The 21,321-nt window shown below is 60.6% G+C and carries 19 protein-coding genes; 12 read left to right on the forward strand and 7 right to left on the reverse strand.

The genetic code is table 11. The features are described from left to right. Positions 1–34: 34 nt before the first annotated feature. The gene (locus CAF53_RS23035; protein ID WP_232307637.1) at positions 35–1,327 is read right to left on the reverse strand and encodes an integrase; all 1,293 of its coding nucleotides are present in this window, start codon (positions 1,325–1,327) and stop codon (positions 35–37) included. A 262-nt stretch (positions 1,328–1,589) separates the two neighbouring features. On the opposite strand from CAF53_RS23035, the gene CAF53_RS23040 reads away from it, so the two are divergent. Further along, on the forward strand, positions 1,590–2,786 hold the full coding sequence (locus CAF53_RS23040; protein ID WP_157801338.1) for a hypothetical protein: 1,197 nt from the start codon (positions 1,590–1,592) through the stop codon (positions 2,784–2,786). A gap of 291 nt (positions 2,787–3,077) precedes the next feature. Here CAF53_RS23040 and CAF53_RS23045 read toward each other — a convergent pair whose 3' ends face one another. Genes CAF53_RS23045 through CAF53_RS23055 form a run of 3 tightly spaced genes read right to left on the reverse strand, consistent with a single transcriptional unit; the run spans position 3,078 to position 6,891 of the window. Beyond that, complete coding sequence (locus CAF53_RS23045) at positions 3,078–4,382, reverse strand: TniQ family protein (protein ID WP_046765158.1); 1,305 nt, start codon at positions 4,380–4,382, stop codon at positions 3,078–3,080. Then, on the reverse strand, positions 4,379–5,221 hold the full coding sequence (locus CAF53_RS23050; protein WP_046765159.1) for a TniB family NTP-binding protein: 843 nt from the start codon (positions 5,219–5,221) through the stop codon (positions 4,379–4,381). Before CAF53_RS23050 ends, CAF53_RS23045 begins: the two co-directional genes overlap by 4 nt. Then, positions 5,218–6,891 carry a Mu transposase C-terminal domain-containing protein gene (locus CAF53_RS23055; protein WP_046765160.1) on the reverse strand — a complete coding sequence of 558 codons (1,674 nt, stop codon included), beginning with the start codon at positions 6,889–6,891 and terminating at the stop codon, positions 5,218–5,220. Before CAF53_RS23055 ends, CAF53_RS23050 begins: the two co-directional genes overlap by 4 nt. A gap of 262 nt (positions 6,892–7,153) precedes the next feature. Between CAF53_RS23055 and CAF53_RS23060 the strand changes: the two genes are divergently transcribed. After that, positions 7,154–8,065, forward strand: coding sequence for a hypothetical protein (locus tag CAF53_RS23060; RefSeq protein WP_242443579.1), 912 nt, complete (start codon positions 7,154–7,156; stop codon positions 8,063–8,065). A gap of 1,684 nt (positions 8,066–9,749) precedes the next feature. On the opposite strand, the gene CAF53_RS23070 is transcribed toward CAF53_RS23060, so the two are convergent. From CAF53_RS23070 to CAF53_RS23080, 3 genes are all read right to left on the reverse strand, one after another. Continuing rightward, positions 9,750–11,051, reverse strand: a complete 1,302-nt coding sequence (locus CAF53_RS23070; protein ID WP_242443580.1) for a replication initiator protein A — start codon at positions 11,049–11,051, stop codon at positions 9,750–9,752. A gap of 120 nt (positions 11,052–11,171) precedes the next feature. Next, on the reverse strand, positions 11,172–12,185 hold the full coding sequence (locus CAF53_RS23075; RefSeq protein ID WP_100239725.1) for a ParB/RepB/Spo0J family partition protein: 1,014 nt from the start codon (positions 12,183–12,185) through the stop codon (positions 11,172–11,174). Continuing rightward, positions 12,182–13,378, reverse strand: coding sequence for an AAA family ATPase (locus tag CAF53_RS23080; RefSeq protein ID WP_197707544.1), 1,197 nt, complete (start codon positions 13,376–13,378; stop codon positions 12,182–12,184). Before CAF53_RS23080 ends, CAF53_RS23075 begins: the two co-directional genes overlap by 4 nt. 619 nt (positions 13,379–13,997) lie before the next feature. Here CAF53_RS23080 and CAF53_RS23085 point away from each other — a divergent pair. From CAF53_RS23085 to CAF53_RS23120, 10 genes are all read left to right on the forward strand, one after another. Beyond that, on the forward strand, positions 13,998–14,246 hold the full coding sequence (locus tag CAF53_RS23085; protein ID WP_100239726.1) for an AbrB/MazE/SpoVT family DNA-binding domain-containing protein: 249 nt from the start codon (positions 13,998–14,000) through the stop codon (positions 14,244–14,246). Continuing rightward, positions 14,239–14,622 (forward strand): type II toxin-antitoxin system VapC family toxin, encoded by a 384-nt coding sequence (locus CAF53_RS23090; RefSeq protein ID WP_100239727.1) that lies wholly within the window; start codon positions 14,239–14,241, stop codon positions 14,620–14,622. Before CAF53_RS23085 ends, CAF53_RS23090 begins: the two co-directional genes overlap by 8 nt. A 367-nt stretch (positions 14,623–14,989) precedes the next feature. Continuing rightward, a complete protein-coding gene (locus CAF53_RS23095; RefSeq protein WP_100239728.1) occupies positions 14,990–15,319 on the forward strand; it encodes a single-stranded DNA-binding protein in 330 nt (109 codons plus the stop codon). A 148-nt stretch (positions 15,320–15,467) separates the two neighbouring features. Continuing rightward, a complete protein-coding gene (locus tag CAF53_RS27240; RefSeq protein ID WP_157801349.1) occupies positions 15,468–15,626 on the forward strand; it encodes a hypothetical protein in 159 nt (52 codons plus the stop codon). Further along, complete coding sequence (locus tag CAF53_RS23100) at positions 15,623–16,357, forward strand: ParA family protein (RefSeq protein WP_100239729.1); 735 nt, start codon at positions 15,623–15,625, stop codon at positions 16,355–16,357. Before CAF53_RS27240 ends, CAF53_RS23100 begins: the two co-directional genes overlap by 4 nt. Then, positions 16,357–17,235, forward strand: coding sequence for a ParB/RepB/Spo0J family partition protein (locus CAF53_RS23105; protein ID WP_100239730.1), 879 nt, complete (start codon positions 16,357–16,359; stop codon positions 17,233–17,235). The genes CAF53_RS23100 and CAF53_RS23105 overlap by 1 nt, the downstream gene beginning before the upstream one ends. A 177-nt stretch (positions 17,236–17,412) precedes the next feature. Then, on the forward strand, positions 17,413–17,964 hold the full coding sequence (locus CAF53_RS23110; protein WP_100239731.1) for a hypothetical protein: 552 nt from the start codon (positions 17,413–17,415) through the stop codon (positions 17,962–17,964). Next, positions 17,964–19,058, forward strand: a complete 1,095-nt coding sequence (locus tag CAF53_RS23115; RefSeq protein WP_100239732.1) for a relaxase/mobilization nuclease domain-containing protein — start codon at positions 17,964–17,966, stop codon at positions 19,056–19,058. Before CAF53_RS23110 ends, CAF53_RS23115 begins: the two co-directional genes overlap by 1 nt. Before the next feature lie 105 nt (positions 19,059–19,163). Next, the gene (locus tag CAF53_RS27650) at positions 19,164–19,337 is read left to right on the forward strand and encodes a DUF6771 family protein (protein WP_197707545.1); all 174 of its coding nucleotides are present in this window, start codon (positions 19,164–19,166) and stop codon (positions 19,335–19,337) included. A gap of 225 nt (positions 19,338–19,562) precedes the next feature. Next, positions 19,563–21,113 carry a Fic family protein gene (locus CAF53_RS23120; RefSeq protein WP_242443581.1) on the forward strand — a complete coding sequence of 517 codons (1,551 nt, stop codon included), beginning with the start codon at positions 19,563–19,565 and terminating at the stop codon, positions 21,111–21,113. Positions 21,114–21,321 lie beyond the last annotated feature (208 nt).

Raw genomic sequence — 21,321 nt, forward strand, 5'->3', positions numbered from 1 at the left:
TTTTGCCGGACGGACAGAATTCGCTGCAGCGGCCTCACTTTCTGACGCCCTTCAGCATGCGCGCCGCGGCGTTGGAGGACGGCGCCAGCTTGCGGCCATAGCGTAGAGCAGTCGCGGTAGAGGTCCAGCGCAACGCCTGCGCAATCGGCCCCGCGTCCTCGCCATTGGCGAACAGGTCCTGGGTCAGCCCGACCCGCAGCGAATGCGTGCTCAGGGCATTGATCGCCTCGGCCAGATCGGCTCCCATGAGATCGACCAGGCCCTGATCGGCGGCTGCGAGCGCCGTCCGCTTGATGATCAGACGCACAGCGGCGGGTGTCAGTGCGTCTTCCCCAATTTTGTATGTCGCGGTGGCAGCGCGCGCGGGCCGCGCGACCATGCGGTCGCGATCGACCTGGGCATGATAGGCCAGATCGCTGATGGTACGTTCGCGCCGGGCTTCGCTTGGCTTTGTCCTGGTCACCGCCACCCTGCGGAACAGGACGCCCGCGCGTATGGAGGCTGCCTCCCGCCACAAAGCCACACGCCGCATCGTATCGGGCGAGAGCCACACCAAGGCCCCTTTCCCGTCCTGGTCGGTTTTCGAGCGTGCCAGCTCGAGCAGAGCTGAGCCGTCCTCTTGCCCTTCAATCTGTTCGAGCGCGACCGCCGCCAGTTCCGACACCCGCAGACCGGCATCATAGCCCAGCGACAGGATTGCCGCATCGCGCAGTCCCACGACATCGCGCCCACAGGCATCAAGCATGACCGCAAGCGTGAACCCCTTGACCGGCTCCGGCCCGACTCCGTCGCCGAACCGCAAGGGGCCGGCCTGGCGCTGCCTGACCCCGGCCCGGCGCCGCAGGCCACGAAGGGCATCGCGGACCACCCCGGCACCGACGAGATTGGGAACACCCAGAAGGTGATGGGCCACCGCCAGCGAAGACAGGCGCCGGGACACGGTGGCCGGCTTGAACTTACGCGTCTCGCAATAGTCGACATAGGCCACGAGCCGAGCTTCGCTGGCGGGCAAACCGATCCCGCCCTGCCCTGCCGAAAAGTGCGCGTAGCAATCCAGGTCGACCGCGAGCGCCTTGATGCTGGCGGGCGCCCGCGCCTCGAGACTCTTCTTGAAATTGAGTTCGACCAGACCAGCGCCTTCACCCGTCAGTTCCTGGAGCAAGGCGACGAGCTGGGCTTCGCGATTCCGCGCGGACCCGGAACGCCGACGGGGCAGTTTGGTCTCGCCCGGCGGCAGGATCGTCACGATCTCCCCGGCAACCGCCGCCTTCGGTTGTGCCAGGCGCGGCGCCGGCGCAGACATCGGCAAATCTGATTTCTTGCTCATGGGCCAACCCGGCCTGACGCTGCGGGACAGCCTCCGGCAGGCCAGTCCGGCGTTATTGGCAAGAATCCGGTGTTATTGGGAAAAAAATATCGCCCAAAACCGCGGGCAGCGTGGAGTCCGGTCTTATTGGGAAAACGACACATGGACGGGATTATAGCTGCGAAAATGTGGCTGTCACTATCGATAACAACTCATTATCGTTAGTTCGAAAAAAGGCTGATCAAGGCTGGTGCAGTTAAGTCGATTTAACTAGACTTGGTGGATGGCAGACCCCTCGCCCCCCTTCCATCCGCTCCAGTCAGACGAGGATGCGCCCCTCGACGCGCTCATGGCGGCGCGGGTGCAGGCCACGCTTGCCTGGGGCCAACTACAAGGCAAATTATCACATGTGCCTCGCCAAGTGGCCCATCATTTTTGCGCCGCGCTCGTCCGCCTCATGCTCATCGAGGCCCTCGCCCAGTCTGGCTTTTCCGGCGCCGAGGGCTGGTTTTCCGCGTGGTTTTCCGGCCTCGCCCCCGTGCCTGACGTCACGACCCAGATCACCGCCCCGGCAGCGTTGGTCGCCGACACGCTGCTGTCTGAGCTATCCCTGTCCACCTGGGAACCGCTGGGGCAAGCGACCGCGCAGATCCGCGCCGCGGCGCGCTTCGATCAGGACAGGCACCATGCTGAGCCTGAAATCCCGCCGGCGTTCGCCGTCGAGGAAGCCACCAGGCTGTCCGAGTCCCTCGCATTGGGTCCCGAGGAAAATTGGCCGCTCGCCGCGCTGGATCGCCTGCACGACGCAGCCGCAGGCTCGCCGCATTTCGCGCCTGTCGAGCGGAACCGCCAGTTGCTTGCCCTGCCATCCGGGCCGATGGTCTTCGAGCAGGCAAGGTCCGCCATGCCGCTATGGGCGCTCGATCTTGTCGCCGGTCGTCTGATCGCGCAAAGCAACCCGGGCTCCCCTCCCCTCCCCTTACCCGGCACCGTGCGGGCCGAAGCGCTCCGGCCCGAATTGTGGCCGCGCGAGCGTGCCATTCTAGTGGCTGAGGCCGCCGGAAATGCCGCGCGCCGTGTGAGCGAACAACTGGATGCGGCCTATGCGCGGGTGCAGGTTATGCAGGCGGCTATTTCCCGCCTGCGCTCGACGTCGCGCGCGCCGCATCTGTACCGGCTGCTCGCCGGCTTTGGCCCGCTGCGCCCGCTGCAGATCGAGCAGGCCCTGGGCGTATCGAAAAACGGCGCGCGCGATCTTGTGGCAGCGCTCGTCAAAGCGGGCTTGGCCGAAACAACCGCTCCCCGACATCAGGCGGTCATTCGCGCCCTGCCGCCCCCACGCACTTATAATGTCCCGGCAGCAGAGGACGACGTCAGTGCCGACAGCCCTTATGCCGAACATGACGCGATCATGGCCGATATCGACCGCCTGCTCGCCCGCGCGAATGCCTCCTGTCGAGGAAATGATCTGGACGAGTGAGCCGGCTGCAAAACTCCAGGGCGAATGGAAATTTTCGCCTTGGATCCGCTGTTCAAGCAGCGTTGCAGGCCGCTCAGTCGGCAGATTTCAGGCAAATAATTGATTTTGAACCATAAAATAAAAGTGCCCGCAAAGGCCCCCTAGAGCGCGAAAACGAGGCTCGGATAGGCCAAGGGTGCTCGGAGACCTTCAACACGCCCTACGAGGCTCTGAGGGCAAAATTGAGCCAAATGTCCTGTGGCCGGCATGTGTCGGCCGATTTTTGCATCGTGCGGCAGCGCAAGCTCCGTGTCATGCGCCCTTAAACGTCAATCCTGTCAGAAACGCCGCCGCTTTCATCTGGATCGGCGCGAGGCACTGTGTCCCCTCCAAAGCGTCGAAGCCGACGGGAAGACTTGGCAGATGGAGCAGGACGCGAAAGTCTGGATCGGCGAAGCACGCGGCGAGCCGCGCCCGCAAGCGATGGACATCCTCGTGGCAATCGTCCCAGCGATCGCCATCGCAACGCGCGACAGGATCAGTACCGTCCGCCAACCCGGCTTCCTGCAGATACACCAGCGCCTCCTGGAAGCCCCGCAAACAGGTCTGCGCGGAAATCTCACCACCAGCCATCTCGGCGGCGCGGCGGAGACTCACCTCGTGCGCCAGCGCCGCACGGCCCTTTCGCCACACACCCTGCCAATGCACAAAGCTGTAGTTCTCCTTGGCCCGCTCCAGTCGCTTGCAGACCTTGCCCAGTTCCCGGCACTTGCGCTCAAGCTGCCGCAGGCCGATCCTCGCGATCGTCTTCGCGAGGTCCGGGAGTTTGGGGCCAGACGCGCCCCGCGCCCTGCCCGTTGGCGCGCCGCGTCCGGGCCGCGTCGTGAAGCCGAAAATCTGCTCCCATTGGCCGGCTTGGAGTCCGTCTTTACTGTGGAGGGCCGCCAAGAGCAGATGACGGGCAGGTGCGATATGGAAGCAGTTGCCGACCAGCGCCGCCCGATAGCGTGCCGGCATAGCCCCGAAACTGGGGTCACTCCCGCGAACATGGGCGCGCGCAATGGTCCCATTCCAGGCGAGGCGGGTTTTGACCAAGGTAAAGCGGGCCATTTGCGCCCGGGTCCGATCCACATTCTCCTCAAGCAGCTGCCGCGCCGCGTTGCCATGCCCCCGGACCATGATCCCCCGCAGATCGGTCAGCAACAAGGCATGGGTTTCGCAACAGGCGGTCACGCGCAAAATCCAGCTCCGCTCGATCCGCCATGGCTCGGCGGACGCCAACCAATCGCGCCAGCACTGGGCGCAGCCGATCGAACGCAGCGGCAAAGGCAACAGATCGGCCTTCGGGCAGCCCACGAACGTCCCGGAAATCGCCTTCTCCGGTACCATCGTCGCCCAAGCCAACCGCTCAACCATGGCGTGACGCGGTTCCGCCGCGCCAGCGGCTGAGGATGCCAGATCGCGATCGGCCAGCGCCGCGTCGATCCCGAGATGGCGAAACAGTGCCTTGGGAGTGGTGTCATGACACTCGGCCAAGCGCCGCAGCCAGGATTCGAAACATTCTTCGGGCAGCGGCTTCACCCGAAACGCCAAGGGTTCGATGTCCCGGCCGCTCATTCCGGGCTGTAGGGCATGAAGAGCTGCAACGCCTGGCTGATGTCGTCCTGCGTCACCAGCGCACGGTCATGCCGCTTGGCGACCTTTCCTGACCAGCGCAGGATCCGCTTGAAATTTCCGGTCACCCCGCCGCTTTCGCGCCAAATGCGCTCGGCAAAGGCGGGGTCGGCCAGATGGTCGGGCTCTTCCATCCCCATGCCGCGCGCCAGCGCCCTGATCAGGCGCTGCGAGGGCTCGCCTGGCTCCCATAGCGGCAATTTGAGCATGATCGAACGGTAGGCCAGCTCGACATCGTCAGCAAAGATCTGCCGGGCGACATCGAGGCCCGCCACGACCAGGGGCACATTGCCCGCGCTCATCAGGAAACGGAACGCATCGAGGGTGTCGCGCCGCGCGACGCCGCTGGCCGTCAGCATCACGTGGACATTATCGATTGCGACCAGCCTCGTACCCTGTGCGGCCAGGAGATCGACCACCTTCAAATCGGCGGTTTTGTGCGTGTTCGTGCGGATCGGCCAGCCCTGTTTCCAGAGCAAGGCGAGGTTGATCTTGAGCGAGGTCGGACTCGAGGGAATGACCGTCCGCAACACTGGTTGATAGCGCGCCTCGCCCCAATGGGCAGGCTCGGGAAAGGCCTCGGTCAGGCGCCGCTGGGCTTCGCGCAAGATCGAGGTCTTCCCCATGCCGGACTGGCCGGTGAGCACGATGCAGGTCGGGCGTTCCTCGGGGTCGTCATGGGCGACTTCGACAATCGTCTCCACAGCGTTGTGGGCTTCTTCGAAATCGATCCAGAATGGGGATGCGGGCGCCAAGGAAGGCGGTGGTGCAGCCACGCTCATGTCCGCTCCTGCAACCAGTCATCCTCGCCCAGGTCCGCGACCGGTTTCCAGTCAACCGGCGGCCGTTCGGGCTTTCGGGCAACGCGCAGGTCCGCCAGTGTCGTCCCCTCCCCTTCCCGGCGCTTGGCCTGGCGCCTCGCCTCCTTCGTGCGGGCGCGCGCGTCGTGGATTTCCTGGTTGGCGGCAGCAACCGCCCGTGCGGTCGCGGCGCGACCGCCATCGGCCTGATAGGCCCTGCCCAAGGCCCTGACCCTCGCTCTGCCGGCTTCCCAGTCCGCCTCCCAAACGTCTGGATACTGGCCGATGACCGGCAGTTCCACATAGCTGCCGTCCAGGTCGGCATAGACATGCTGGATCGTCCGCTCATCCCAACTGATCTCGACCTTTTGGCCGATTCGGGCGGCGAGCGCCTGATGCCAGTAATGGCGATATTTGATCCGAACGCCCTTGGCATGGACCGTCAAGGACGTCGACGGCAGGAACTGGCGGAAGAGCTGCTCCGCATCGACCGACAGGGGCAGCAGCCGGCCGCGTCTGGCCGCTTCCCGCTCCCACATCTGAGCGGGGCAGAGGCCGCCCAGCGCGCTGTGCGGCGTGTGGTGATAGATCGCGATCTGGCACAGGAGCCATCGCTCGAATTCAGCCAGCGTCATCGCTGCTTCCGCTTCGGCATCGTACCCGTCGCGCGCCGAGACGTTCGATCCCGTCGCACCGGGCAAAAGTCTCAGTTTTCCGACCATTGTGCCGATCAGCCGCTCGATATGCCCGCCTAGATGGGCAGGCCCAGGCTTGCGGACATCGGGGTCTATCCCGTTGCGCACACAGGCCCGTCTGAAGCCCTCCGACCGATGCGGTTTAGCCTGGTCCGCATGCAAGCGGCTGAACAGGCCATACATTGGGTAGCTGACGTCCACTCCCAGATGATTGAGGATCGGCTCCTTGGGCAACATGGCACTCGCAACCGCCCGCCCGCACCGGAATATCGAAGGGTCGCCGAAGCTGACATAGTAGCCGAGGATCGATCGGGTCCAGATTTCGATGAGGAAGGTGATCCAAGGTCTTCCGAGCTGTTCCCGCCTCAGGCTATCGACCAGGATGACATCACCCCTGGTATGATCCATCTGAACCAGGTCGAGAAATCCGTCGCTGCAATATTCGCCGGGGTGTGGCTCATGGGCACTTCTGGTCTTTGATCCCATCGTGGCTTTGGCCCAGACGCGGCTCGGAATTTCACACAGCAGCCGATCGATCGTTTTCTCGCTTGGGATCAGATCGGCGGAAAACCCGTGATTTCCATTATCCGCGTGCAACAGGCCCCATATCTGCCGCGCCGCTTCCGCCCGCGACGGCGACACCATCTTGAGCGCAATTTCCTCGATCAACGTCTCGATCGCAGCCATCACCTCCGGATCAATCCGGTGCGATCCGAGAGTGGGTCCCCGCGGTTTTGGAGCAAGCGTCTCCGCGACCGGATGCGCCCTAAATCGCGCAGCCAATGTCCGTATCTGCCGCTCCTTCAAGCCTGTTGCCTCGGCAATCGCCGCGACCTGAGCTGCCGTCACCGGGCCGGAAAGGGAGATATGTTGCCGGAAGTGCGGGTATAGCGCCAAACCCGCCTCGAGCGATTTGAGACTTCGTCGGGGCGCGGGAGACGGCTTGCGCTCAATCATGGATGGACTCCACAACGATTTCTGCGTCGATGAAAATGTAGCTTACTTTGTCGACCACCGCGACGGACAAATCGAGCGAGACAGAATTGCTTGCAGTATCGTCGCTATAACCTTTTGATTTGACGATGAAACAGCAAAATGCAGTCTACTTTGTCCGCTGACACCCGACCTGCTGCTCGCCTATGCCGAGGCGCAGGCCGCGCTCACCCGCCTCGTCGATCGGGTGACGCTGAGCCCGGTGCGCGCAGCCCTGCGGACACGGATGGCCCTGGCCGAACGCGCGGCGCTCGGGGCGCTGGACTCGTTGGACCTGCCCGATGATGCTCTTACCATCGACGCGCGCGGCCGGGTGGCGACGACGCCCTATGACCTCACCCATTGGAAGCAGGCGATCGGCCAGCCCATCACCCTGGCGGCGATCACCGAGGACCCCGCCGCGCTGTGCGCCTGGTTCGGGGCCGATCAGTCTCCCTCATTCGATCCCGACGCCTGGGCTGCTCCGCTCGCGCGCGATCCCGGCGTAAGGCTCGCCGCGATTGCCCGCTGGCAACAGGCGTGTAGGGAGCTCTCCCCCGCCCCGCCCCTGCTCCACGCGGCCCGCATCGCGGGCCTGTGGCGGCAGCACGCACCGCTTGGAAAGGGCGACCGGATCGCCAGCCTGCTGATCGGCGATCGCTGGGGGGCCGGGCGCTGGGCCGGCAGCCAGGGCGGGCTCACTGCGCTCGGGCTCCAACAGGCCGGTGCCTCGTGGAAAATCGCCCGGGATGCCGAACTCGACCGGCTCTGGCTCGACGCTGTCCGCGCCGGCGCGGAGGCCCATCTGGAGATGGAGACGCGGTTACGCAGCTATGCCCAGAGGGTCGCTCTCCATTTGGCCGGGCGGCGGCGGCTCGGCCGCCTGAAGGACGTGCTTCGGTTCGCCATGGCCCGCCCCAGCGTCACCAGCGGCCAGGTGGCGCGCTCACTCGGGCTAACGTCGGCCGGCGCGATCAAATTGCTGACCATCGCGGTGACCGAAGGCCTGCTGCTCGAGCAGAGCGGCCAGGCGAGTTTTCGTCGCTATGCCATTCCAGTCACCCCCCCTGCCCCGGGTCGGCGCCGCGCGCCGGACCCCTTTGCCACCGATTTTTGGACAGAAGCGGGCGAAATTGACACCCCCTCAGAGCACCGATGAGACGCGAAACGCGCCAAGATGGGCACAGATGATGCCAAAGAGCCTTAAATCGCCCTACAGCCTTCTGAGGGCATTTTAGAATTGTTTCTTGATTTGTTCTACTTCGCCAGCACTTCTGACCGGTCAATGCGAGCGCTGGTTGCTATATGGCTCACAAACGTCCAGCCATTCTGAAATTGCGGTGGGAACCGAGGCTCCTTGTCGATTTTCTATAACGTCCTCTCATCGCTACCCAATGCCGTTTCCAGCTATCCTGACTTCCTGGGGCTGGCTTCTTAGGCGAGTCGGCCGCCAACGGTAATGCCCGAGTGATGTCGGTGACCGAGCTACGTGTTTCTCCGCCACCGCAGGCACCCCCTTGGCGGGCGATCAAGCTTGCCGCCACCTCGCGCGACCCTGCCTTCATCCTGAGCGTCCCTCCCCTCACCTCGCCCCGGGATTGGTCCACAGTGCCGCCTGTTTCGCGGCAATTTCCCACCAGCACTCGCATTCGCGGCTCTCCCCAGCCCGGATGCTTCTGTTGGAGCTCGGCGCCCTCCCCCCGGCCCAGCTCGCCCGGGCCCTGCCTGCAACCAATGCAGGCGCGACCAATGCGCTGCACTGCCTTGAAGGCCCGCATTTGGCGGACAGTCTTGAACCGTTCGCGCCGCTCGCCAGTACCATCATGTCGCCCACCGTTTCCCAGTCTGCTTGATACCGGCCGTGCGAACCGATCTTTCTCGCAGAGCACGGATCGCGTTCTCAATGACACGCCAAGCTTGCATTGCGAACGATCTTGGACGGGGTCGGAATGTGATATGGCACATCCGACAATGAACTGTTCGGGGGGCCTGAGGGTCGTTCCCCGCCCGACGTTGGCCGCGCGGGAAATCGCGTAGCAATCAGCCGTTCACAGCCCCACGCGTCTTGGCAGCGAATGCTGTCCGCCACAAAGAGCACAGCTATGAGGTTTGCGGATCGGCTCGACTTTTTGCCGCTATGAATGTGAAGAGTGTCTGGGTCCGCGGAGAAAATCGGCTTCGCCACCGTCCTCCCCTTTGCCGATTATGCGCCAGGAACGTGTTTTCATTTATCATGCCGATAATGACGATCGCAGGGCTGGAACCACTCCATTTTAACCGAAATACAAGGACGGCCGGCCTCAATCCGGGGCATAGGTCACATATCGCCGTTGCCTCTAGCGATTCTAAAAACACGTTGAATGGCCGGAATACGGCATCAGCTGCCGGGCGTATTCGCGATGCCATAGGCAAGGGAGTAGAGTGGAAAATGTCCCGGGAGCGCAAGCTAATGGACGAAACAGTTTAGAGCCGCAACCGGGTGCGATGCTTCAGAACAGCGCGTTCGAAGCGTCTCAATCGCTGCGTGACAGAGCGGGGCAGGGGGTGATCCGTTTTTGACGCTGAGATCCCACGCAGAGTCGTAAGCATTTGCGATCATCCACACCTGTGGAATGACCTCGTTGCCGTCGGGTGGCGTCCTAACGTGTTTTTGGAATCGCGCGCAAAACGACCTACTCGAGCCACAGTCGGAATTGCGCCGAGCTAAAGGCCCAGCATTCTCCGGAGTTCAAGCCGACTTGTCGCTATGGTGACCTCCGACAGGGAGGTCCAAAGGAACTTGCCTCATGATACACCGCATGATTCTAAAAACACGTTGTAGGGAACAAAGCATCGGACGACGATCAAAGCCGAAACTTATTGCGGCGATGATGCTCTTTGACAAATCCATAAAACCGCTTCGAATAATTCCGCGGCAACTCGAGCGGATTTGCACCGAGAAAGGCGTCAAACCGACGCATAAGTTCATCATAATCCCAACCAGCAAAATCGGTTCGGATCGCATGATAGGTTTCCGGATCAAGGACCTGCTTTGCAGTCTGTCCGCGGCGGGGTTGGGAATCGCGCTTGGGTGATGTGGGCGCTTTCGACTGGGTCGACCGTCCATCTTCGTCGACCCTAAGTCCCAACGAAAGATTAGCAATCATCGTCCTGGCCATCGCCGGATCTATGAAGGCCTGCTCGGCATCCACCTGAGCCTCCGAACGATTGGCGATTACGGACGATACGGGCAATGAAGTGGAGAGGGGAGGGGAGAGGGGCTGCGATCGTCGATTGGACGAGGGGTCTAAATGCCGTCGCATAACCATTTTCAACTTTGGCTGGGCAGATCGATCCTCGATCACTTCCAGCGAGATGTCAGGCAGCTCGTTCGCTCGAGCCAACTCGAGGAGCATTTTTTTGAAGACCGGAAAACTGCTTTCGCTCCCACTCTTCTGATAGAGCGTCTCGAAGCCTATAGTAAAACCCTCGGCGCCATTGCCGCCGGCATGCTTACGAGCAGCGCGATATAACCACTTGCCCAATCCGCTGGTAATCTCGAAGTAGAGGGGAGAGATCGCAAGAACATTGCGTTTCTCCATCACGCCATCGAAGAACCATTTGGACAGGGTGATTTCCATACCAAGCGAACGCTGCGTCCGTTCATCGACAAGGTGCGTATAACTGTCGATCCAAGAGAAAGTAGTTTCTCTGCTCTTCGAACTGGCTCGGATATTCGTTTTGATGGTCGTCGCCTGAAGACGATCAAGCGCACTTACAAGTCGCTCATAAGCCCGACCGCTGGTGCCCCAACAAATTCTCTTGAGCAAATCCCCGGGCTGGAGCCTGATAACCGGGGAGATGTCGTTGATGCCGCGCTCCTGCAATTCGTTCAGGTGCGACGCCAAGTAGATCATGATATCCGCGTCCCAGATCGTCGCCATTCCATAAGCGGGATTGGATGACACATGGACGGTCACAGATTTATCTGGGCTTACATACTCAATTGGCTTGAGCCGCTTGCGTTTCGACAAGCTAAAAAACGGCCGCTGCATCGTCTCTTGATAATCCCGCAGCGAAATATCGCTGAAGTCGGGCAGCGTGAAAAACATTTCGAATTGAATTTTCCGCTCTTTTGGAGCCGCGGAGCTGGCGCCGTCAGACACGCGATTGCACCTCAGCGTTTGCGATTTCCCCCCGGGGGGAAATTCGGCATATCTCTCTGATAATAAAAAGAAAAATGCCAAAAAGCAGCTTTTTGAATTCGCACATGAACGGCCGCTCCCTTAGCGTTTACGGCCAGCTACCAGCTTCGAGCTCTCAATAACGGGACGCAGTGCGCTCAGAATTTCGTCTGTTGAAAGCTCCGATTGCGAAAGCGTGATCGTCAGCATTTTCCGCTGATCGCGATCGACCTTCCCAATCATCGAGCCATCGTTGGCAGCAATCTCTGCCTTCTGTACGCGCCCCTTCGTCGTGACCGCTTGTAGAAGTCGTGTCATCACCTCCGGACCGGAGATCGGTTGTTCATCGCCAGACCTGCGGAAGCTTTGCTCGGATGCAAGTTGCTCTGCTGCAACCTCCATCTTTTTGCGAGCGCCAAGGTCACGCAGGACGGGGAGGAGCTTCTCCGCATATTTTGCATGCAGATCCATCGGTGAACTGAACGCGCTGACGACAAAGGGGGGCAACTCCGTCAACGCAATATATCGAGCCAGCTGCGACTTCGAGATTTTCAAACGCTCTGCCATCCGCAGCTGCACGCCACCGTAATAGGCATCGACCGCCGCTTTGTAATTGAGGCCGCGTTCGAGGTCCGAAATATCTTCACGCTCGCGATTTTCGATGTCCGCGAGACGAAAGGCAGCTTCGTCATCAATGTCTTCGACAATCGCGACCAGGTCGATGTCGGGATAGTGATTGGCGTTGAGCCATGCGATGGCCCAATGTCGACGGGTCCCGATTATGAGCTCGTAAGGACGATCCGGATTGGAGGTCTTTCGGACGACCGCCGGAATCCGATTTCCATTCTCTGCCAGAATTGAATCGATCAGGCTCCGTAGCCTGTGTTCGTCGAGCAGGGAATAATCGCGCGCGTTACCAGGCCAAATCGAACATTCTGAAGGCTTGAGCCGCATGGTCGGCCGTTTGACCAGCCGCGCAGCTTCCCCGAAGGCTTCCAACCGCTTGTTGGTAAAATTGCGCGGGGGAAGGGAGGGTTGCTCGGATGGCGCGGGCGATTGAGGAGCCTCAATCGGCGCAGAAGCGAGAGCTTCACTGATCAGCGATTTTCTGCTCATGCCGCCACACCCACATTCATGTCGCCTGCGCCCGAGATGCTGGTTGACGGCCATTGCTGGCGGATCTGTTGTTCAACCTCCCGAAACACGGCATCCAAATTTTCCCGGCACCGATTGTAGGTTTGATGTGATGCCGAAGGCTTTGATTCGTAAATTGATCGGAACGCCTGGGTGGCATTTTTGATTTCTTCCGACGCCAAAATTGGCAGGCTCAGCAACATTCCCGCGTAGGTAGCCTGCATGATTTTCCACATGTCGTTTTCACCGGGTTTGCCCGGCGAAAATGTTGAGCAAACAACTCGGATGAAACCGTAATTCACGGGCGTGCCATTTTGCTCAAGAATTTCGATATTGTCAGCGATGGTATCCATGAAATGGATAGTCGACAGGTAGTCCAGCTGACGAGCCGGAACGGGGATGAGAAGGCCCGTCGCTGCTGCCATGACATTCAACCCCAGGAAACCCATCGCTGGCGGCGGGTCGAGCAGGATGACATCGTAGTCTTTGATAATACTTGAAATACCAACACGCAGAGCCTGCAGACTTTCCCTTACGGCTTGCCCGCCATCCTGAAGGGTTGCGGTCAGATCCCACTCGGCATCTTGAAGGCCTAGGCTGGAAGGAATGATCTTGATCGTAGGCCAGGGTGTATCCCTGATAGTTTGGGAAAAGTCGCTAAAAGTGCTGCGTGGCGAAAGAAACGACCCAAGAGATTGCTCGTCATCAATCAACGTCTCAGGCTGGATATCAAACATTGTGGTCGTGGACGCCTGAGGGTCGCAATCAATAACGAGAACACGGTAACCATGGAGTGCGAGATAATCCGCGAAATGTTTGGTGATCGTGCTCTTGCCGACCCCGCCCTTGAAATTTTGAACGGCGAGGACAACGGCGTCTTCATCTGCCTGCTTCCCGACGTGAATACCCAGCGCAGACCGAATTTCAGTCAGATCTTCTAGCGTATAAAAGCGTCGGCCATTTTGCTGCTGCTTTGGCTGCGGCAAGCGCCCCTTGGCTTCAGCTTTTGCAAGTGCCTCGGGGGTGCGACCAATCAGCTCTGCTGCGATCGTCGGACCGAAGGCCAAATCAAGAGTTTTGTGACTTTCCGGTCGAAATGCGAGGGATTTGATATGGTCGCGCATCTGCTGGCATGCTGTGGTTGTATTTCTCAGCGTGTTGACGGTGAACGACATGGGACCCCTCTTCCGAATCATATCTACGACGCGGTTGGTGTTTTATGCTCCCATAATGCGGTGAAAGTCAAACCGTGCCAATCAAGTGGTCTGTGACGCGATCCTTTGCCGCTAGAGGGGCTCGAACGGAAACCCTTCGTACTCGCGATACCGGGAGGCAAGCCCTACCCTGATATCCTGCGGGTTGCGTAGGTGCCGACTAAGCCAACGCTGACGCAATCAATCTCATCAAAATTTTCAAGGATCCGCCGTAGGCGCACCCGTTAGATTCGTTTTAGAGAGGGTTAAAAGGATTAGGATGTCCTGTCATGCGCGCAAAGGCCCAGATTTTCACGAGTCGATATAGATAGTGGAAATTTGATCGCACGTTGGATGAGCGTTGAAAACACGACAGAGCGATTACGAAATCACGTTGGATTTATCATGAAAGTACGTCGGCATTGCGTTCCGGCGGTTCGTCAAAGGCGGCTCGTGTGTCGGTTGCTCATGACCGTGGGACAGTGGTCCTTCATATATCTCGACATCACACGCCAACCTAACATACAGATGTCTGCGCCAATGTATGGCGGGGCACGATCTGTCGTGGTATATGTTTCCGACAGCAACCTAGGAGATAGTCATGACCGCGTATCGAGGCCGAATCGTGTCGGGCGGCCGTCTTCAGATTCCCGCAGACGTTCGAAAGGAGCTCGGCCTTGCCGATGGCGACAACGTACGTCTTGAAGTCGTCGATGGCGAGCTCCGCGTCCGCTCTTATCATGCTGTGATCAAGGCTATCCAGGCTGAAGTGCGGAAATATGTGCCCGCAGGCGTTAGTCTTGTCGACGAATTGATCGCAGACCGCCGGGCGGAAGCAGCGCGTGAGTGAGGTCGTGCTGGATGCATCGGCCTTGCTGGCCGTGTTCAATGGAGAGCCTGGTTCCGACCGTGTGATCGAGGCGTTGCCCGAGGCTGTGATCAGCGCCGTCAACCTCGCTGAGGTGGCGACCAAGCTCCAGGAGCGCGGAATGCCCGATGATCGCATCCGCGCCAACATAGAGGCGCTTGAGCTGACTGTCATTCCGCTCGAAATGGGACTGGCGATTGATACCGGTCTGTTGCGCGCCGCTACCCGCTCGGCCGGCCTCTCGCTGGGCGACCGGGCTTGCCTGGCGTTGGCCGGTTCACTGGGCGCAACGGCGGTAACGACTGATCGTGCTTGGCAAGACCTCGACATTGGAATCGCGATCGAACTTGCGCGCTGACGATGGCACGTGTTCGATTTTCGATTTCCCTTTTCAGTTGATGTCCGAGCGCTCGACAGAGCCCTCCACCGGTTGTGGGAGAGGGGGCTCAAAGGCGAGCACGGAACTTCCAACGCTACGCCCCTTCAACGCGACAAGATGAACAGCCTTTTCAACGTGTTAAGTCGATCAAACCTCGGTTGCTCGACCAGAAAATTCCTGTTTCATGGGAATGGGCTGCGGTGCTGCCTATGAGATCAAGAGAATAACCACCCGTGGGGTTACGGCTTCCACGATGTGGACCCTCCGTTTTTTCTCTTGATCCCGTCAACCCCGCTGCCTCGTCACCCCCATCAGGAATTAGCCTGATCGAGTGGAGGTTAAGCCAGTGCAGAACATCGCTGAATTTCGCATCATCGGCCGCATCGGAAAGATCGCCGAGCTAGACAAGGTCACCAAACTCTCTGTCGCCGCAAACTACAACCGCCAGGACAATGGCGAGTGGATCACCGACACTCACTGGAATGAGGTCACGCTCTTCGGTCGACTGATCGAACGCGCCGCCAAGGCCGAGAAGGGCGACATGGTCCACATCACCGGCCGGGTCCGTCAAAACTCCTACGACGCCCCCGAAGGCAAGCGATACACCGTCGAGCTCATCGCAGACGGCTTTGCCATCCTGGCCAAGGCGAGCGACGCCGAACTGGCCAGCAGCTAGAAACCGTGGGGCCGCATGAGAGCGGCCCCATCCTATCATGGCAATTGCCTTTCAATCAGGCGGGCAGCGGTTCGACGGACCGCTGCCCGCCGTCTGCTTGGGTCCACAGTCCCAAGCCGGTTCGATTTCGACATTTGGGAGATAGGATATGAGCGGCATTGCTGAAGCTGGGCTCATCTTTCTCGTCATCATCGTGCTGAGCATCTTCGGTAGGCGGGGCGGCGGGGCAGCGCCGCCTCGCACCCGTAACGAGGATGAGGAGACCTGGTGGTATGCCCGTCGATCCTGGCGGGACGAGCGGCGATGAAAACGATCGCGGTGAACATCGAAAAGGGCGGGGCGGGCAAGACCACCATCGCCTGTCACCTTGCATGGCACTTGGCCGACGCTGGCCATCGCGTTCTGGTGCTGGACCTGGACCGCCAGTGTAACGCCTCCGCGGCACTGCGCGACTTTGAATCGCTGGGTTCGTGCAAGCCGCTGTTCGAGAATGCGTTCCAGCCGCCAGCTGTGCCGGAGCGCGCGATTTATTCCAATCGCATGACAGGCGAATATGATGCCGACTATGGGAAGGCGCTTGGCGCCTTCCGCGCGAACTTCCCCATGCTGTCGGACGCCTATGATTATTGCGTCATCGACACGCCGCCAGCTTGGAGCTGGATCAACTTCGCCGCGCTCATGATGTGCGACGATCTGATCGTGCCGGTCGAGCTCGGACCCTTCGGGCCAGACTCGACCAGGCAGCTTTCCAACTCGATCCAGACCGTCAATCAAAAGGGCAGGCGCACCCCGATCCGGATTGCGGGCCTGGTCGCGAACCGGGTCAAGGCCAATGACCGAAACCAGCTTGCGATGCTGGAGGAGCTCAAGGCCAAGATCGGCCGCAATCTGTTCGCCACCCATCTTCCCGATCGGGCGCATTATAGTCAGGCGGTCCAGGCCGGGGTTCCGGTGTGGCGGTTCGACAAGGATGTGCGCGCCTCATTGCCTCCGATGCGTGCCTTTCTCGACGAGGCGATGGAGAGGATCAGATCCTGATGGACTTTGGTAATTTCGACATATTCGCAGCCAAGGACGATGTGGGGAACCAGGAGAGGGTGCTTTCGCTCGATCCTCACCAGGTCTATCCCGATCCCGGAAATGTCCGCCGCGCGATCGAGCAGACCGAGATTGATGGCCTGGCCGAGACAATTGCCGCGCGCGGCCAGTTGCAACCGATCATCGTTGCGCCAGCGGATGATGACGGTCGCTACAGGATTCAGTTTGGCGAGCGCCGCTGGCGCGCCTGCCTTCAACTGGGCCGCCCTGTCCAAGCCATCGTGCGCGAGATGTCCGATCCTGATCAGTTGCGCGTGGATCAGTTCATAGAGAATGACCAGCGTGAAGATCTGTCTGTCCGCGACATGATCGCCTTTGTTGCCGATCAGGTGGCGGGCGGCAGAAGCATCGCCGATCTCGCCCGCGGAACTGGTCGTGATCGCGCACGCCTTTCCCGCTTGCACAGCCTGGCGACAGCGCCGGATTTTATCGTGGCTCGCCTGGACGATCTCCCCATCCGCGGTGCGGTCGCCTTGATGAACGCCGCAGCTCATGACGAAGCGGGGGTGAGGCTGCTCCTCGACCGGGCGCCGGTCGGCTCCCTGACGATCGCCGATTGTGAAGCCTTCGCTCGCCGTGACACGGCAGCGCGAACCCTCCCGGAAACGCAGGAGCGCGTTTCCCCGGCGCCCACTCCGGCCGCATCGGCGTCTCTGCCAAAGGACCCGAAGCAGTCTCACCGTGCCCCGGTTGGTTCCTCGGTTCGGGAGCAGACAGAGGCCGTGCGGTTTATCGACATCGATGGAAAGCGCGCCCGGTTGATCGAAGCGGTGGTGCAGTTCGAAGGTGAAGACCAGGCACGCACGGTTCAATTCTAATCCTGCCCCTGAACCCGCATTCCTTTCCGCGTTTTCCAAACCTCCCCGACTGACAGAAGGCTGTGGCACGCGCCACAGATTGGAGCGTGATTTGTGGAGGTTGATTGAGGGCAGGATAGGGGTTGTGGTTGCCGTTGTATTACAGTAGCTTAGCTGCACAGGAAGAGGATCGCCATCGTGACAACCTCCACTGAAACCAAGTCCATCATGACGGTGCGGGTCGATCGGGCGACGCTTGCGGCTTTCGACGCGCTTGCCGAGGGGAGGGGAGGGCGCAGTGCTCTCCTTCGGTCCTTGCTGGACCAAGCGATGCGACAAGCTGGCGGTGCTCCCAATGTCGAGGCACGTAGGGAGCGGACCACCAATCGCATTTCCTTCCGCGTGACGGATACAGAGATGGCGGTCCTGGGTGTGCGCGCCGCGCAGCGCGGAACGGACAGGGCAGGGTGGGTGAAGGCCCTGATGCGTCGGCACCTTGGTCTCAAGGGCCATGTCGACGATGGCCTGCGCGAAACGCTCGGACCGGTGCGGATGCAGCTGCAGCGCATCGGCCGCAATCTCAACCAGGCCATGAAGGCGGGAAATGCGGCTTTGTTGGCTGACAGTGGCTTGCAGATCGAGAGCGAGCTTCGTCGCATTACGGACATGCGGCAGGAGATCAGCGATCAGGTTGCGGCTCTGAGCGAGGCGCTGCGCAATGATCTCAGCTATTGGAAGGTCGCAGACTGATGCCCTTCGCTGAGCGCGAGGACGAACTGTGGGGTGTGTTGAAGCCGGTGTTTCGGCCGCGCGTGTTTGGCGATCCGAACCTGGCTTATGCCAAGCATCTGTTCGATCAGGCTGGCGCGTTCAAGCCAGCCAAGGGTGGGGCGGCGGTTCGGGCGGACCCGCGTGCGGTCCTGGCGCGCGTGGTGCGCAAGGCGCCGGAGGTTTTGGTAAAGGTCACCGGCCGCAAAAAGGGTGCCGAGCATCTCGGCGCCCATCTCGCCTATATCGGGCGTCATGGTGAGATTGCCGTTGAAACGCGCGATGGCGAGCCGATCGCCGACAAGGGCGAGCTTGCGCAGATCGCACAGGAGTGGTCCGAGCCGCTGACCTGGCGGGAGCGGGCCACCGTGTCGGCGGTGGCCATGGTTTTCTCCATGCCGGAAGGGACTGATGCCGAGACGGTTCGACAGGCGGCGCGGGAGACAGCCGATCGAATGATCGGCGACAATCATGATTATCTGATGGCGCTGCACACCGATACACCCCGGCCTCATGTCCATCTGACGGTGCAGGCCGAAGGACTGGATGGCCGGCGCTTTGATCCACGCCGCGAAGATCTGTTCAAATTTCGTGAGACCTTTGCCGAAGCGCTGCGCAGCCGGGGTGTCGAATGCGAGGCCACGCCGCGCTGGACGCGCGGGCAGGGGAGGGCGGGGAGCAGCATGGCGCTCGCCCAGATGCGCGACAAGATCAGGCGGGGGGTGTCGCGGCAGCCGACCGAGGCTGACATGCGGCAGGCTCGCGAGGCCTTGGCCATCGCCACCGGGAAGGCCGTGTCGCCCGCATTTGTCGCGCGCGCAAAGGAGCGGTGGGAAACTACAAAGGATAAGTACGAGAATGCGGCAGATAGGTTCGACCGATCCGCCGATCCGCGCGATCAGCTTCTTGGCAAGGAGCTTCGCGCGTTCCTGAAAGATCGAACGGCTCTCGAGACCGTGCCCGACCGGGTGCTGAAGGATGCGTTGGAGCGTGTCAGGCGCGTTCAGGATCAGCAGCGTGACAAATTACCAGATAGAAGGCATTCCAATGCCTCTCCGCCTGATCGAAAGCGATAGCAGCTGCGATTTTAGCTTGCTCGTGTGACCTTGGAAGTTCGACCCGTTGACGGTGGGTACTGCTTCGTTGCGCGGAAGGCAGGGAGCCGTCATAGGCTGGCAGCGATGGATGAGAATATAACCGCCTTGATTCTACGCGTGATTGAGCGCGCTCCGCACTGGTTGCGGCATGATCTGGAAGCCAAGGATGCAGGCGCCCGGCAGCGTGCTGAGGAGACGCTGGCGGCCATGATTGCCGATGCTCTGGCCAACGGAAATGCCGGGAATTCGGTCGATTGAGGCCGTGAGCGTTAGCGCGCGCTAGTTAGTAGTCGGCTTTTCAGCAGACCATGACATGTCGGCGCGGAGGTCCCATGGGTGGTTATACAACAAGGCCGCGCCATCGTAGCCGAAGCCTGGAGAGCGATATTCACAAACCCTTCGTTTGGTGATAGTTTTTCACAGGCGGTGATGACCATTCGCAGATGGCCTTGATCTGGGTGATTGATTTTCACAGGAAGTAAGATGGGTGAATGGCCTTCGCAGACAGTGAGAGATTTTCGCGGACGGCGTCTACCCGAACTGGCAATCCCGAGCGGCTATGCCGCGCTCATCTCCCGATACGACCTCTCGCTACCCCTTCCACCACGCCTCGCGGCGATCGCCGAACGCCATCATCCAGTATCCACCGACGACTGGACGTTGCTGACCCCCCGCCATCAGGCTGAGCCAACCCTGGCGGGCCAGCTCGTCTTCGCGTTAAAGTGGGAAGGCATCGATCTTGGCGTCCTCGCTCAATTGTTCGCCGTCCTCGGCGCCGATCCGGTCCGCGATCTCATCCTCGCGACACCGACTGGCGCGTTCGCCCGACGCATCTGGTATCTTTACGAATGGCTGACGTCGACCGAACTCGACATCCCCGATCCCGGGAAGGTCAAGGCAGTGTCGATCGTCGATACAGACCTGCAATTCGGGCTTGACCATGGCGTCGCGTCGGCACGACACAAGGTCGTCGACAACTTACCGGGATCGCCGGCCTTTTGTCCCATGGTCCGGCGGACGCCACGTCTCGAGGAGGCGGGGACTAAGCACCTAGACCAGATCGCCCGCCAGGAAGTCGGCCGCATCCGGGCGGATCTCGTCTCGCGTGCGGCGGCGTTCCTGCTGCTCAACGATTCCAAGTCTTCGTTCGCGATCGAAGGTGAGCGCCCATCAGGTACACGCGCTATCCGCTGGGGTCAGGCGATCGCACAGGCGGGCAGCCATCCGCTAAGCCTCGCCGAACTTGATCGTCTCCAGCGGATCGTGATCGGTGACGCGCGTTTCGTGCGTCTAGGCCTGAGAACACAAGGCGGTTTCGTCGGCGTCCATGACCGCGACAATGGAGATCCGCTTCCCGACCATATAAGCGCACGCCATGAGGATCTTGGCATCTTGCTGGACGGTATAGTTGCCTATGCGGACCGAACACGGTCGCAAGGCTATGATCCAGTCGTTGCCGCCGCAGCGATAGCCTTCGGCTTTGTCTACATCCACCCTTATGAGGACGGGAACGGTCGTATCCACCGCTGGCTGATCCACCACGCGCTCGCCTCGGCCAATTATAATCCGCCCGGACTTGTCTTTCCGGTCAGTGCCGCGATCTTACGTCGCCTCGACGCCTACCGCCTGGTTCTCGAGAGCTACTCCAGACCATTGCTCCAGGAAATAGAATGGCAGCGAACGGCAGATGGAAATGTCGAAGTGCTCAACCAGACCATTAATTTCTATCGCTACTTCGATGCGACCGCGCATGCCGAATTTCTCTACGATTGTGTCGAACAAACAATCGTCGAAGACCTGCCGCGGGAAGTCCGGTTCCTTGAGGCGTTTGATCGCTTCAGCGACGGGATCCAGCAAATCGTCGACATGCCCGATGCACAGGTGGAATTGCTACAAAAATTTCTGCAGCAAAATACCGGTCAGTTCTCTCAGCGCGCGCGTTCCCGTGAGTTCGCCGCACTGACCGACGACGAGGCGGCCCAGATCGAACAACTCTATACAGATGCGTTCGGAGATGAGGATTGGCAGCCTTAATCGTAAAGCAAATCAGACTGTTTCAGGTGGGACTTTCCGGCATGTCCGGTTTGGAGCGAGACAGCGTCGAATTCGACAATCGCGGGAGAATGGGCCGGCGCCCGAAACCCTTCGACAAAGCGGACATGCTGCCTGGTCCCAGGGCGGCAATGGGGTGTCCGCTACTGAGGATGGCTATTCGACCGCCGAGCGACGAAGAAGGTCGACC

Origin of the sequence: Sphingobium sp. LB126 (assembly GCF_002795205.1) — a bacterium.
In the GTDB taxonomy this organism is placed as follows: Bacteria; Pseudomonadota; Alphaproteobacteria; order Sphingomonadales; family Sphingomonadaceae; genus Sphingobium; species Sphingobium chungbukense.

Excerpts from the sequence above, each read along its gene's own strand:
- CAF53_RS23035 (WP_232307637.1), bottom strand. The coding sequence starts at position 1,327 with ATGAGCAAGAAATCAGATTTGCCGATGTCTGCGCCGGCGCCGCGCCTG.
- CAF53_RS23040 (WP_157801338.1), top strand. The coding sequence starts at position 1,590 with ATGGCAGACCCCTCGCCCCCCTTCCATCCGCTCCAGTCAGACGAGGAT.
- CAF53_RS23045 (WP_046765158.1), bottom strand. The coding sequence starts at position 4,382 with ATGAGCGGCCGGGACATCGAACCCTTGGCGTTTCGGGTGAAGCCGCTG.
- CAF53_RS23050 (WP_046765159.1), bottom strand. The coding sequence starts at position 5,221 with ATGAGCGTGGCTGCACCACCGCCTTCCTTGGCGCCCGCATCCCCATTC.
- CAF53_RS23055 (WP_046765160.1), bottom strand. The coding sequence starts at position 6,891 with ATGATTGAGCGCAAGCCGTCTCCCGCGCCCCGACGAAGTCTCAAATCG.
- CAF53_RS23060 (WP_242443579.1), top strand. The coding sequence starts at position 7,154 with ATGGCCCTGGCCGAACGCGCGGCGCTCGGGGCGCTGGACTCGTTGGAC.
- CAF53_RS23075 (WP_100239725.1), bottom strand. The coding sequence starts at position 12,185 with ATGAGCAGAAAATCGCTGATCAGTGAAGCTCTCGCTTCTGCGCCGATT.
- CAF53_RS23080 (WP_197707544.1), bottom strand. The coding sequence starts at position 13,378 with ATGTCGTTCACCGTCAACACGCTGAGAAATACAACCACAGCATGCCAG.
- CAF53_RS23085 (WP_100239726.1), top strand. The coding sequence starts at position 13,998 with ATGACCGCGTATCGAGGCCGAATCGTGTCGGGCGGCCGTCTTCAGATT.
- CAF53_RS27240 (WP_157801349.1), top strand. The coding sequence starts at position 15,468 with ATGAGCGGCATTGCTGAAGCTGGGCTCATCTTTCTCGTCATCATCGTG.
- CAF53_RS23100 (WP_100239729.1), top strand. The coding sequence starts at position 15,623 with ATGAAAACGATCGCGGTGAACATCGAAAAGGGCGGGGCGGGCAAGACC.
- CAF53_RS23105 (WP_100239730.1), top strand. The coding sequence starts at position 16,357 with ATGGACTTTGGTAATTTCGACATATTCGCAGCCAAGGACGATGTGGGG.
- CAF53_RS23115 (WP_100239732.1), top strand. The coding sequence starts at position 17,964 with ATGCCCTTCGCTGAGCGCGAGGACGAACTGTGGGGTGTGTTGAAGCCG.
- CAF53_RS27650 (WP_197707545.1), top strand. The coding sequence starts at position 19,164 with ATGGATGAGAATATAACCGCCTTGATTCTACGCGTGATTGAGCGCGCT.
- CAF53_RS23120 (WP_242443581.1), top strand. The coding sequence starts at position 19,563 with ATGGGTGAATGGCCTTCGCAGACAGTGAGAGATTTTCGCGGACGGCGT.